This window comes from Serratia marcescens, from assembly GCF_029846115.1.
GTDB lineage: Bacteria > Pseudomonadota > Gammaproteobacteria > Enterobacterales > Enterobacteriaceae > Serratia > Serratia marcescens_L.
In genome coordinates this window covers 1,968,669-1,981,194 of record NZ_JARVZZ010000001.1, presented here as the reverse complement: position 1 = coordinate 1,981,194, position 12,526 = coordinate 1,968,669, and the positions used below count along the sequence as shown (strand labels likewise).

Genomic DNA, 12,526 nt, shown 5'->3' with positions numbered 1-12,526 from the left:
AGGAGCGCCATCGGCGCTCCTTCTCATTTCGCTGAATACTGCGGCGGTTAAGGCAGAATCGAAGGCTGATCTGCGCCCTCTTTTTCCACTTTTTGCTGCAGCATGTGTTCGCGTTTCATCCCCAGCTTCAACGCCAGCGCGGACGCGACGTAAATGGAGGAAACGGTACCGATCGACACGCCGATCAGCATCGCCAGCGAGAAGCCTTGCAGCATCGCGCCACCGAAGATGTACAGCATCAGCACTACCATCAGGGTGGTCCCGGAGGTCATCAGCGTACGGCTCAGCGTTTGGGTCAGCGACACGTTCATGATCTCGTAAGGCGTACCGCGGCGGATCTTGCGGAAGTTCTCACGAATACGGTCGGAGACCACGATGCTGTCGTTCAGCGAGTAGCCGATAACCGACATCAGGGACGCGACGATGGTCAGGTCAATCTCGATGTGGAACAGCGACAGCACGCCCAGCGTGATGATCACGTCGTGCGCCAGCGCGATAACCGCCCCCAGCGCCAGGCGCCATTCGAAGCGGAAACCGACGTAGATCAGGATACAGATCAACGCCACCAGCAGCGCCATGCCGCCGGTTTGCGCCAGTTCGCTGCCCACGCTCGGGCCGACGAACTCGATGCGCTTCACGGTGGCGTTTTTATCCACCGAGTCGTTGATCACGCCGATCACCTTGTTGCCCAGTTCCTGACCTGCGGTGCCGGTCGCCGGTGGCATGCGCACCATCACGTCGCGGCTGCTGCCGAAGTTCTGGATGATCGGATCCTGGAACCCGGCCTTCTCCAGCGTATCGCGCATAAGGTCGAGGTTAGCCGGTTTCTCCAGGTTGATTTCAATCACCGTACCGCCGGTGAAATCCAGACCCCAGTTAAACCCGCGCACCGACATGGTGACGATCGACGCGACCAACAGCAGCAACGAGATGCCGAAGGCCAAATAGTCCCAGCGCATAAAGTCGTAGACTTTACGGCCGTAGTTGAGTTGCTCAACAGTATAATCCTGTGCCACAACGCACTCCTCAGATAGACAGCTTGTTAATGCGTTTGCCGCCGTAAAGCAGGTTGACGATGGCACGGGTACCGACAATCGCGGTGAACATGGACGTCGCCACACCGATAGCGGTGGTGATCGCAAAGCCTTTGATCGAACCGGTGCCCACTGCGTACAGGATGACCGCGGTGATCAGCGTGGTGATGTTGGCGTCGACGATACTGGAGAACGCGCCTTTATAGCCCTCATGGATCGCCTGCTGAACGGACCTGCCGTTCTTCAGCTCTTCCTTGATACGTTCGTTAATCAGTACGTTGGCGTCGACCGCCACCGCCAGCGTCAACACGATCCCGGCAATGCCCGGCATGGTCAGCGTCGCCCCCGGTAACAGGGACATCACGCCGACGATCAGCACCAGGTTGGCGACCAGCGCCGTGGTGGCGATCACGCCGAACTTACGGTACCAGACCACCATGAAGACGATGGACGCCACCAGGCCCCACAGACAGGCTTCCAGACCTTGGGTGATGTTCTGCTGACCCAGGGTTGGACCGATGGTGCGCTCTTCGACGATCTGAATCGGCGCGATCAGCGCGCCCGCACGCAGCAGCAGCGAAAGCTGACGCGCTTCGTTCGGGTTGCCGATACCGGTGATGCGGAAGCTGTTGCCCAGACGCGACTGAATGTTCGCCACGTTGATCACTTCTTCCTGTTTCACCAGCACCGCACGGCCGTTGGCGTCTTTCTTGCCGCTGTCCTTATACTCCACGAACAGGGTCGCCATCGGCTTGCCGATGTTGTCCTTGGTGAAGTTGGACATCGACGTGCCGCCGGCGCTGTCCAGCGAGATGTTAACCTGCGGCTGGTTGTATTCGTCGGTGCTCGAGGTGGAGTCGGTGATGTGGTCACCGGTCAGGATCACGCGCTTGTACAGCACGATCGGCTGGCCGTCACGGGTGTATTTCACCTCGGAGTCGCCCGGCACGCGGCCGTTGGCCGCCGCAGTGGCGTCCGCATTGGTGTTCACCAAACGGAACTCCAGGGTCGCGGTGGCGCCCAGAATTTCTTTGGCGCGCGCGGTGTCCTGAATGCCCGGCAGCTCGACCACGATGCGGTCGGCGCCCTGGCGCTGCACCAGCGGTTCGGCAACGCCGAGCTGGTTGACGCGGTTACGCAGGATAGTGATGTTCTGCTGGACGGCGTATTCGCGCGCTTCGCTCAGACGGGCGTCCGTCAGGCTGGCTTTCATGGTGTTGGCGCCGTTGGCGGACAGCACCAGATCGCGCTGACGCGGGCCGATGTAGCTGATGGCCTGGTCGCGAGCCGCATCGTCACGGAAGCGAACTTCCACGCCGTTGTTGTCCAGCTTGCGGATAGACGCGTAAGGAATGCCCTTCTCACGCAGCTCGCTGCGCAGGGTATCCATGGTCTGTTCCTGCAGCTTGCTCAGCGCGGTGTCCATGTCCACTTCCATCAGGAAGTGCACGCCGCCGCGCAGGTCCAGGCCGAGTTTCATCGGCTCTGCGCCCAGCATGGCCAGCCAGGTCGGCGTGGCCGGCGCCAGGTTCAGCGCCACGACGAATTTGTCACCCAGCTCGGTCACCAGCGCTTCGCGGGCGCGCAGCTGAACGTCAGGATCTTTAAAGCGAGCCAGGATGGCGCCATTTTCCAGCGCAATCGACTTGCTCGCGATGTTGTCTTTTTCTAATACGGTACGGACCTGGTCCAGCGTAGTTTCACTGGCGGCGACGCCGCGCGCGCCAGTGATTTGTACGGCCGGATCCTCACCGTAGATGTTGGGAAGCGCATAAAGCAGACCGACGAGGATCACGACGATCAACATCAGATACTTCCACAAAGGATAACGGTTTAGCACGGCAATTCCCTTCGGGAAAAAAGATTACAGGGCCTTCATGGTACCTTTCGGCAGAACGGCCGCCACGAAGTCACGCTTGATCATCACTTCCGTGGTGTCGTTCAGCGCGATGGCGATGATGCCGGTGTCGGCCACTTTGGTCACGCGACCGATCAGGCCGCCGGTGGTCAGCACTTCGTCGCCTTTACCGATGGAGTCCATCAGCTTCTTGTGATCTTTAGCGCGCTTCTGCTGTGGGCGCAGGATCATGAAGTAGAAGATCAGGCCGAACACCACCAGCATAATGATCAGAGAGTACGGGCTTCCCTGAGCCGGAGCCCCTGCGGATGCGACGGCGTCAGAAATGAAAAAGCTCATTGAAATTCCCTCATTAAGTTATCAATTATTAGATCAAGCGTTTAAAGGCGGAATCGGCTTACCGATCCGACCATAGAAATCCGCAACAAACTGCTCTAATTTACCCTCTTCGATAGCCTGGCGTAAACCCGCCATGAGGCGCTGGTAGTGACGCAGGTTATGAATCGTGTTCAGTCGAGCACCCAATATTTCGTTGCAACGGTCGAGATGGTGCAAGTAGGCGCGGCTGTAATGGCGACACGTGTAGCAATCACAGTCCTTATCCAGCGGAGAAGTATCATCCTTGTGCTTGGCATTACGGATTTTTACCACACCGTCAGTCACGAACAGATGGCCGTTGCGGGCGTTGCGGGTCGGCATGACGCAGTCGAACATGTCGATGCCGCGACGCACGCCTTCCACCAAATCTTCCGGCTTGCCGACGCCCATCAAATAGCGTGGCTTATCTTCCGGAATTTGCGGGCAAACGTGTTCAAGAATGCGATGCATATCCTCTTTCGGCTCGCCTACAGCCAAGCCGCCCACAGCGTACCCGTCAAAGCCGATATCCACCAGCCCTTTGACGGAAACATCACGTAAATCTTCGTAAACACCGCCCTGAATGATGCCGAACAGCGCATTTTTATTTTCCAGCTCGTCGAAACGCTTGCGGCTGCGCTCTGCCCAGCGGAGCGACATTTCCATCGAACGCTTGGCGTAGTCCCAGTCGGCCGGGTACGGCGTACATTCGTCGAAGATCATCACGATGTCGGAACCCAGGTCATACTGGATTTCCATCGATTTTTCCGGGCTCAGGAACACCTTGTCGCCGTTGATCGGGTTGCGGAAGTACACGCCTTCCTCTTTGATCTTGCGCATCGCCCCCAGGCTGAATACCTGGAAACCGCCGGAGTCGGTGAGGATCGGCCCATGCCACTGCATGAAGTCGTGCAGATCGCCGTGCAGTTTCATGATCTCCTGGCCCGGGCGCAGCCACAGGTGGAAGGTGTTGCCCAGCAGGATCTGTGCGCCGGTCTCTTTCACTTCTTCCGGCGTCATGCCCTTGACCGTACCGTAGGTACCGACCGGCATAAAGGCCGGGGTTTCCACCACGCCGCGGTCGAAGATCAGGCGGCCGCGACGCGCGCGGCCATCGGTAGTTTGTAGTTCGTACTTCACAAAGCCTCCAGCATCAGAGAAACAGTCTGATGTCGTTGAAACGGGGCCGCGCCGTGGGCGCAGCCCGGGAAATTAACCGCCGACGGATTCGTTTTCCGCCTGCGGGTTATGGCTGATGAACATCGCATCGCCGTAGCTGAAAAAGCGATACTGCTCGGCCACCGCCTGCTGATAGGCATTCATGGTATTTTTATAGCCGGCGAAGGCCGACACCAGCATGATCAGGGTCGATTCCGGCAGGTGGAAATTGGTCACCAGCGCGTCGATCACCTGATAGTGATAGCCTGGATAGATAAAGATGCTTGTATCGCCGAAGAACGGCGCAATCAGCGCCTCTTTGCTGGCCGCCGCGGCGCTTTCCAGCGAGCGCACCGAGGTGGTGCCCACCGCCACCACGCGTTTGCCGCGCGCCTTGCAGGCCAGCACCGCATCGACCACGTCCTGCGGCACTTCGGCGTATTCGGCGTGCATCACGTGATCTTCGATGGTCTCCACCCGCACCGGCTGGAAGGTGCCGGCGCCGACGTGCAGCGTCACGAACGCCATTTCCACGCCCTTGGCGCGTAGCGCCGCCAATAGCGGCTCGTCGAAGTGCAGGCCGGCGGTCGGCGCGGCGACCGCGCCGGGCTTCTCGCTGTAGACCGTCTGATACAGCTCGCGGTCGGCGTCTTCATCCGGGCGGGCGATATAAGGCGGCAGCGGCATGTGACCGGCGGCGTTGAGGATAGTGAACACGTCGCGCTCGTCGTTGAAGCGCAGCTCGAACAGCGTCTCGTGGCGCGCCACCATGGTCGCGGCGATGCTCTCGTCATCCCCCAACAGCAGCTCGGCGCCCGGCTTCGGCGCTTTCGACGCGCGCACGTGCGCCAGCACGCGATGGTCGTCCAGCACGCGCTCCACCAGCACTTCAATCTTGCCGCCGCTGACCTTGCGGCCGAACATCCGCGCCGGGATCACGCGGGTATTGTTGAACACCAGCAGATCGCCGGCTTCCAGCTTATCCAGCAGATCGGTGAATACGCCGTGCGTCAGCGCCCCGCTCGGCCCATCCAGCTGCAGCAGGCGGCATGCGCTGCGTTCGGCCTGGGGATAGTGGGCAATCAGGGATTCGGGAAGTTCAAACGAAAAATCAGCGACGCGCATGGGTATTCACTTCTTCAATTTAGGGCTGGTTGGTAAAAAACAGGCGGCCTAGTCTAAAGCCGGGGGCGGTCAGCGGCAAGAAATAAGGAGGATTTGCCTGACTTCGGGTATAGTTGTGGGATGAATTTTCTCGCTCATCTTCATTTGGCCATGTTGGCGGACAGCTCGCTGCTGGGCAACCTGCTGGCCGATTTCGTGCGCGGCAACCCCGCCGCCGACTACCAGCCCGACGTGGTGGCCGGCATCATGATGCACCGCCGCGTCGACGTGCTGACCGACAGCCTGCCGCAGGTGAAAGCCTGCCGCGACTATTTCAGCGCCCCCTACCGCCGCGTGGCACCGATCACCCTCGACGTGGTGTGGGACCATTTTCTGGCGCGCCACTGGCAGCAGTTGGAGCCTTCGCGCGATCTGCACCAGTTTACCCAAGAAGCCCGCAGCCAGATCGAGCCTTATCTGCCGCTCACGCCGCCGCGTTTTCAGAACCTGAACGGCTACCTGTGGCCGGAGCGCTGGCTGGAGCGCTACGCCGAATTGCCGTTCATCGCCCGGGTGCTGCAGGGCATGGCCAGCCGCCGCCCGCGCCTCGAAGCGCTGGCCGGTTCGTTCGCCGACGTCGAGCAACATTATCATCAGCTTGAAACACAGTTCTGGCAGTTTTACCCGCAAATGATGCGGCAGGCGAAGGACAAAGCGCTCTGAGGTCAAGCCCAAGCCATTGAAATTGCAACGCCTTGCAAGAATTTACGTTTTGCCGCTTGCCCTTTTGTGGGAAAAGGTTATTTTTAAAGCTCGCTAAATTATATCAACGACTTTGATAGGTGAAAGCTATCTCATCGATTGGTCTTTTACCCTTTATTCACCAAGTCGCGGCCCCTATACTGGCCCTTGTTTTTACATCCACCCTTTAACACCTATTACAGGAGTAATTATGGTCCTGGTAACTCGTCAAGCCCCTGACTTCACTGCAGCTGCCGTACTGGGTAGCGGCGAAATCGTTGAAAACTTCAACCTGAAGAAGCACCTGAACGGCAAACCGGCCGTGCTGTTCTTCTGGCCAATGGACTTCACCTTCGTATGCCCTTCCGAGCTGATCGCTTTCGATCACCGCTATGAAGAGTTCCAGAAGCGTGGCGTTGAAGTGGTTGGCGTTTCCTTCGACTCAGAGTTCGTTCACAACGCATGGCGTAAAACCCCTGTCGACAAAGGCGGCATCGGTGAAGTGAAATATGCAATGGTTGCTGACATCAAGCGTGAAATCCAGAAAGCTTACGGCATCGAACACCCGGAAGCCGGCGTTGCGCTGCGCGGCTCCTTCCTGATCGACAAAGACGGCATCGTGCGTGCTCAGGTTGTTAACGACCTGCCAATCGGCCGTAACATCGACGAAATGATCCGTACCGTTGATGCGCTGCAATTCCACGAAGAGCACGGTGAAGTGTGCCCGGCTCAGTGGGAAAAAGGCAAAGCAGGTATGGGCGCTTCTCCAGACGGCGTTGCAAAATACCTGTCTGAAAACGCTGCCAAGCTGTAATTTCAGCCTGATAGTGAATCAACCGGCCCACGCGGCCGGTTTTTTTATGCCCCTTTATGGGGCAGACCGCCCACCTTCAGTGCTTTATTTCCCTGTTTCCGCTCACATTTCCCACCCAGTTCGCCGCGCGCACGCCCATCTGCGGCTACTATCAATAACGCTGGCTCGCGCTTTGCAAGCGAACAGCGGCAAGCAAACACAACACAATAAAAAACTGACAGGGTAGGAATAACTATGTTTTTACAGAAATGGAGCAAACCCCTGACCATGGCGGCGCTGCTGGTCAGCGGCAGCCTGTATGCGGCATCCAACCCGGCGGTGGAAGCCAAAAACGGCATGGTGGTCACCTCGCAACACCTGGCCTCGCAGGTCGGCGTGGATATCCTGAAGATGGGCGGCAACGCCATCGACGCCGCCGTGGCGGTGGGCTATGCGCAGGCGGTGGTTAACCCCTGCTGCGGCAACATCGGCGGCGGCGGCTTTATGACCGTCCACCTGGCGGACGGCACCGACACCTTCATCAACTTCCGTGAAACCGCGCCGGCGGCGGCCAGCGCCAACATGTATCTGGATGCCGACGGCAAGGTAAAGAAAGACGCCAGCCTGTACGGCTATCTGGCGGCGGGCGTGCCGGGCACCGTGCTGGGGATGGAAACCGCGCGTGAGAAGTACGGCAAGCTGAGCCGCGAACAGGTGCTGGCGCCGGCTATCAAGCTGGCGCGCGAAGGCTTTGTGCTGACCCGCGCCGATACCGATATTCTCGACACCACCATCGCGCGCTTCAAACAGGATCCCGAGTCGGCCAAAATCTTCCTGCGCCCGGACGGCAGCCCGCTGCAGCCGGGGGACAAACTGGTGCAAACCGATCTGGCCAATACGCTGGAAGCCATCGCCAAAGGGGGAACCGATGCCTTCTATAAAGGCAAGATCCCGCAGGCGGTGGAGGCGGCGGCCAAACAGGGCGGCGGCATCTTGACCGCCGCCGACTTCGCCAATTACAAGGTCACCGAAACCCCGCCGATTACCTGCAGCTATCGCGGCTACAAGTTCGTGTCGGCGCCGCCTCCCAGCTCCGGCGGCGTGACGCTGTGCGAAATCCTCAACGTGGTGGAAGGCTATGACCTGAAAAGCATGGGCTTCAACTCGGCGGCGGCCATTCACACCATGACCGAAGCGATGCGCCATGCCTACATGGACCGCAACACCTACCTCGGCGACCCGGAATTCATCAAGAACCCGATCGACCGGCTGGTGAGCAAGAGCTACGCCGAGCAGATCCGCAAGAAAATCGTCGCGGACAAGGCCACGCCGTCGGAAAACGTGCAGCCCGGCATGGAACCGCATGAAAAACCGGAAACCACCCACTATTCGATCGTCGATCACGACGGCAACGCCGTCTCCACCACCTATACCGTCAACGGCCGTTTCGGCGCCGTGGTGATCGCACCGGGCACCGGCTTCTTCCTCAACGACGAGATGGACGACTTTACGGTCAAAGTGGGCGAGAAAAACCTGTACGGGCTGGTGCAGGGCACCGCCAACAGCATTGCCCCCGGTAAGCGCCCACTATCGTCGATGAGCCCGACGCTGGTGACCAGGGACAACAAGATCTTTATGGTACTGGGCTCGCCGGGCGGTTCGCGCATCATCACCATTACCCTGCAGACCGCGTTGAACGTGATCGACCACGGCATGGCACCGCAGGAAGCGGTGGACGCGCCGCGCATCCATCACCAATGGTTGCCGGATGAGGTGTACTACGAACAGCGCGGCGTTTCCGCCGATACGTTGAAGCTGCTGAGCGGCATGGGCTATAAGATGGTCGAGCAAACGCCGTGGGGCGCCGCCGAACTGATTCTGGTCGGTTTGCCGGGCGCGGCGGGCGTCAGCCCGGCCAACTCCGGCAACGACTCGGCGGTTTCCGGCAAGGTGCGCGAAGGCTACCTGTACGGCGCCAACGACGTGCGTCGCCCGGCAGGTTCTGCGGTCGGTTACTGATGTAAACGCCTACTCACCTTGATCGCGGGGGCCCTTCGGCCCCCGCAGTTGCTTTAGCCTTCATAACGCCACACGCTGGCCGACGCTTCCGTCAGCTGTAGGCGCAGCCCGCCCGCCGTTTCGCTCAGCTCTCCCTGCCCTTCCACACGCCGCCACGGGCCGCGCGCCAACAGCGGGTTATGCGGCAACTGCGCCTGGCCACTGCCGTCGCGCTGCAGCGCCACCAGCACCTGCTCCTGTTGATACAGGCGCACGAACACCAGCGTTTCTCCGTTGGCATACAGCACCTGACAGCCGCCGCGGCGCAATGCCACGCTCTGTTTACGCAGCGCCGCCATGCGCTGGAACAGCGCCAACAGCGGCCGGTCCCAGTCGCCGACGTCCCACGGGAACGGCTTGCGGCAGAACGGGTCGTTGCCGCCGTCCAGACCAATCTCATCGCCATAATAGAGACAAGGCACGCCAATCCAGCTCAGCAACCACACCGCCGCCATCTGCATGCGCGCCGCGTTCCCCTGCAGCAGCGTGAGGAAACGCGCGGTATCGTGGCTGTCCAGCTGGTTGAACTGGATCAGCTGGCGGCCGTGCGGCAGCCCGGCGCGGTAACCGTCCATCCACTGCGCGCACCCGGCGGCGTCCAGCCGCACCGGGTGATAGGCCACGTCCAGCCCCGCCAAGAACGCCCGCACCGGCAGCGCGAACCCCATGTAGTTCATCGCCGCGTCCTCCACGCCGGCGTGCAGCCAGCGGCGCGCGTCGCCGAAGTGCTCGCCCAAGACGTAGGCCTGCGGGTTCTCCTGCTTCACCGCCTGATAGATGCCAGCCAGGTGGTTCAGGTTACCGGTGGCGCCGCCGTTCTCTCCCAGCATGTGCACCACGTCCAGCCGCCAACCGTCGATGCTGTACGGCGGGCGCAGCCAGTGGCGCACCACGCTGCCTTCTCCGCGATAGATCGCTTCCGCGACCTGCGGCTCGGCGAAATTAAGCTTCGGCAGGCTGGCGTTGCCCTTCCAGTCGAGCGCGCGGCCGTCCGGGTAAAAGTTGAACCAGCCGCGATACGGTGAATCGGGGTGGTGACAGGCGCCGTTTTCGCCCTGGCGATGGCGGTCGAACCACGGATGCGAGTCGCCGGTGTGGTTGAATACCCCGTCCAGCACCAGTTTCATGCCCACCTTGTGAGTGCTCACTCGCAAACGCTGCAGCGCCGCGTTGCCGCCGAAGTGCGGATCGACCTGGTAATAGTCCTCGGTATCGTACTTATGCACGCTCGGCGCGGTAAAAATCGGGTTCAGATACAGCGCCGTCACGCCCAGCTGCTGCAAATACGGCAGTTTGGCGCTGATGCCGTCCAGATCGCCGCCGTAAAAGGTCGAGGCGGCGTGGCGATCCTCCAGCGGATACTGCCAGTCGCGCCGAATCACCTCGGCACCGGCCGCGTGATGGCGGTAGCTGCCGCTCTGGATGCCGTGTTCGCCGCCGCTGCTGGCGAACCGATCGGGGAAAATCTGGTAGAACAGCTGATCCGCCACCCACTCGGGGCCATTGTCAGGATCGTCGACGGCGAACTGCGCCAGCTGGCCCGGCGGCGTTGATGACCAGCCCTGCGGGCCGAACCACTGCTGGCGATCGGCCCACAGCAGCTTGAAGCAGTAACGCCGCGTCGGCTCGCCCTCATTCAGCGTCAGGCTGGCCTGGTAGCGCCGCATCCCCTCGTGGCGCTGCGCTTTCATCACCAGCAGCCACTCTTCGTTGTCCGGTTCGGCGCGCAAAAACACCCGCTCCGGCAGTTCATCCCCCTGTAACCACAGCGTGATATCCAAACGTTGCCCTTGCTTCACCACAAAAGGCGGGACCGGTTGATGCCAGGCGTTAAGCATACTGTTTCTCCTGCTGTACCAAACGAAATCGACGGCGTTCTTCAAGAAGCGAACAATGCCACGTTAAGTGCAACTCCCCCTCCTCTCTGGCCGCAAAACCCGGGGATGAGCCGGGGGGCGGAGACCGAAAAATAACGCTAACCCGATGTAAAAAAAGGTAAACAGGCACAAATCCTGCACGTTACCCCTTAGGCTAACGCGTTTTAAGTTTACAGGATATTTTTTGCGCATTTTTTAAGGAGCGGTAATGCAACAACAGATAACGCGCTGGCTGGAACAGTTTGGTTTGGAATTCGGCGGAGTGATGTCGCTGTTGATGGTATTGGGGTTGATTGTCCTGATCTCGGTGGTGATCCACCTGGTGCTGCACCGGGTGGTGTTGGCCGCCCTTCAGCGCCGCGGCCAGCAATCGCAGCGCGTCTGGCAACAGGCCATCACCCAATACAAACTGTTCCAGCGCGTGGCGCTGCTGCTGCAAGGGGTGATCATCAGCATCCAGGCGACGCTGTGGTTACAGAGCGGCAGCCAGACCCAGGCGGTGATCGTCACCGCCGCACAGGTGTGGATCCTCGCCTTCACCCTGCTGTCGCTGTTCTCGCTGCTGGATACGCTGCTGGCGCTGCTGCGCCAAAGCCCGATTTCCAATCAGCTGCCGCTGCGCGGCATTTTCCAGGGCCTGAAACTGGTGGCGGCGATCCTGATCGGTATCATGATCGTCTCGCTGCTGATGGGCAAATCGCCGCTGCTGCTGCTCAGCGGCCTGGGCGCCATGACCGCGGTCCTGATGTTGGTGTTCAAGGATCCGATCCTCGGGCTGGTGGCCGGCATTCAGCTCTCCGCCAACGATATGCTGAAGATCGGCGACTGGCTGGAAATGCCGAAATACGGCGCCGACGGCGCGGTCACCGACATCGGCCTGACCACGGTCAAAGTGCGCAACTGGGACAATACCGTCACCACCATTCCCACCTACGCGCTGATCTCCGACTCGTTCAAAAACTGGCGTTCGATGTCGGAATCCGGTGGGCGTCGCATCAAGCGCAGCCTGAATATCGACACCGGCAGCGTGCACTTCCTGTCGCAAGAGGAACAGCACCGCCTGCAGCGCAACCCGCTGCTGCACAGCTACCTGAACGTCAAGACCCAAGAGCTGAGCCAGCACAACCAGGAGATCGCCATCGATCTGGCCTCGCCGCTCAACGGCCGCCGCCTGACCAACCTCGGCACGCTGCGCGCCTATCTGGAAGCCTATCTGCGCGCTCACCCGCGCATTCACCAGAACATGACGCTGATGGTGCGCCAGCTGGCGCCGACGCCGGAAGGCCTGCCGCTGGAAATCTACGCCTTCACCAACACCACGGTCTGGGCGGAGTATGAAAGCATTCAGGCGGATATTTTCGACCATATTCTGGCGGTGATCGACGAGTTCGGCCTACGCGTGCATCAGACGCCAACCGGCAATGACCTGCGCGGCATGCTGCTACAAAACGCGAACGCTTCCTGACGTCGGCTGACGTAACTGTGTCTGCTGGTAATGATGTTCTTTCAATTGCCAGCAGATATCTCCATCCCCTTCTTTTCCCCG

10 protein-coding genes are annotated in these 12,526 nt (G+C 60.3%); 4 read left to right on the top strand and 6 right to left on the bottom strand.

The annotated features are described in order from the left end of the window. Positions 1–47 precede the first annotated feature (47 nt). The 5 genes from secF to queA all read right to left on the bottom strand — a co-directional run bounded on the left by secF (position 48) and on the right by queA (position 5,532). Positions 48–1,016 carry a protein translocase subunit SecF gene (gene secF / locus QDT79_RS09185; RefSeq protein ID WP_004940389.1) on the bottom strand — a complete coding sequence of 323 codons (969 nt, stop codon included), beginning with the start codon at positions 1,014–1,016 and terminating at the stop codon, positions 48–50. A gap of 10 nt (positions 1,017–1,026) precedes the next feature. Next, entirely contained in the window at positions 1,027–2,874 is a 1,848-nt protein-coding gene (secD, locus tag QDT79_RS09180; protein ID WP_071845295.1) for a protein translocase subunit SecD, read from the bottom strand. Between the two features lie 24 nt (positions 2,875–2,898). Beyond that, positions 2,899–3,231, bottom strand: coding sequence for a preprotein translocase subunit YajC (gene yajC / locus QDT79_RS09175; protein ID WP_004940391.1), 333 nt, complete (start codon positions 3,229–3,231; stop codon positions 2,899–2,901). Between the two features lie 33 nt (positions 3,232–3,264). Next, the gene (gene tgt, locus QDT79_RS09170; RefSeq protein ID WP_033647322.1) at positions 3,265–4,389 is read right to left on the bottom strand and encodes a tRNA guanosine(34) transglycosylase Tgt; all 1,125 of its coding nucleotides are present in this window, start codon (positions 4,387–4,389) and stop codon (positions 3,265–3,267) included. A 72-nt stretch (positions 4,390–4,461) separates the two neighbouring features. After that, entirely contained in the window at positions 4,462–5,532 is a 1,071-nt protein-coding gene (gene queA / locus QDT79_RS09165) for a tRNA preQ1(34) S-adenosylmethionine ribosyltransferase-isomerase QueA (RefSeq protein WP_308316422.1), read from the bottom strand. Between the two features lie 120 nt (positions 5,533–5,652). On the opposite strand from queA, the gene QDT79_RS09160 reads away from it, so the two are divergent. The 3 genes from QDT79_RS09160 (at position 5,653) to ggt (ending at position 9,064) form a co-directional block, all read left to right on the top strand. Continuing rightward, a complete protein-coding gene (locus QDT79_RS09160) occupies positions 5,653–6,234 on the top strand; it encodes an ACP phosphodiesterase (protein WP_063990909.1) in 582 nt (193 codons plus the stop codon). A gap of 229 nt (positions 6,235–6,463) precedes the next feature. Then, entirely contained in the window at positions 6,464–7,066 is a 603-nt protein-coding gene (locus tag QDT79_RS09155; protein ID WP_019454212.1) for a peroxiredoxin C, read from the top strand. A 234-nt stretch (positions 7,067–7,300) separates the two neighbouring features. Further along, a complete protein-coding gene (gene ggt / locus QDT79_RS09150) occupies positions 7,301–9,064 on the top strand; it encodes a gamma-glutamyltransferase (protein ID WP_107227180.1) in 1,764 nt (587 codons plus the stop codon). Between the two features lie 53 nt (positions 9,065–9,117). Here the strand turns inward: ggt and malZ are convergent, their stop codons facing one another. Next, on the bottom strand, positions 9,118–10,941 hold the full coding sequence (gene malZ, locus QDT79_RS09145) for a maltodextrin glucosidase (protein ID WP_130018534.1): 1,824 nt from the start codon (positions 10,939–10,941) through the stop codon (positions 9,118–9,120). 247 nt (positions 10,942–11,188) lie between these two features. On the opposite strand from malZ, the gene QDT79_RS09140 reads away from it, so the two are divergent. Then, positions 11,189–12,445 (top strand): mechanosensitive ion channel family protein, encoded by a 1,257-nt coding sequence (locus tag QDT79_RS09140; RefSeq protein WP_063990906.1) that lies wholly within the window; start codon positions 11,189–11,191, stop codon positions 12,443–12,445. The last annotated feature ends 81 nt before the right edge of the window (positions 12,446–12,526 follow it).

Bases quoted from the DNA above. Each gene is read 5' to 3' on its own strand.
- queA (WP_308316422.1), bottom strand. From the start codon at position 5,532: ATGCGCGTCGCTGATTTTTCGTTTGAACTTCCCGAATCCCTGATTGCC.
- QDT79_RS09160 (WP_063990909.1), top strand. From the start codon at position 5,653: ATGAATTTTCTCGCTCATCTTCATTTGGCCATGTTGGCGGACAGCTCG.
- QDT79_RS09140 (WP_063990906.1), top strand. From the start codon at position 11,189: ATGCAACAACAGATAACGCGCTGGCTGGAACAGTTTGGTTTGGAATTC.
- QDT79_RS09155 (WP_019454212.1), top strand. From the start codon at position 6,464: ATGGTCCTGGTAACTCGTCAAGCCCCTGACTTCACTGCAGCTGCCGTA.
- malZ (WP_130018534.1), bottom strand. From the start codon at position 10,941: ATGCTTAACGCCTGGCATCAACCGGTCCCGCCTTTTGTGGTGAAGCAA.
- yajC (WP_004940391.1), bottom strand. From the start codon at position 3,231: ATGAGCTTTTTCATTTCTGACGCCGTCGCATCCGCAGGGGCTCCGGCT.
- ggt (WP_107227180.1), top strand. From the start codon at position 7,301: ATGTTTTTACAGAAATGGAGCAAACCCCTGACCATGGCGGCGCTGCTG.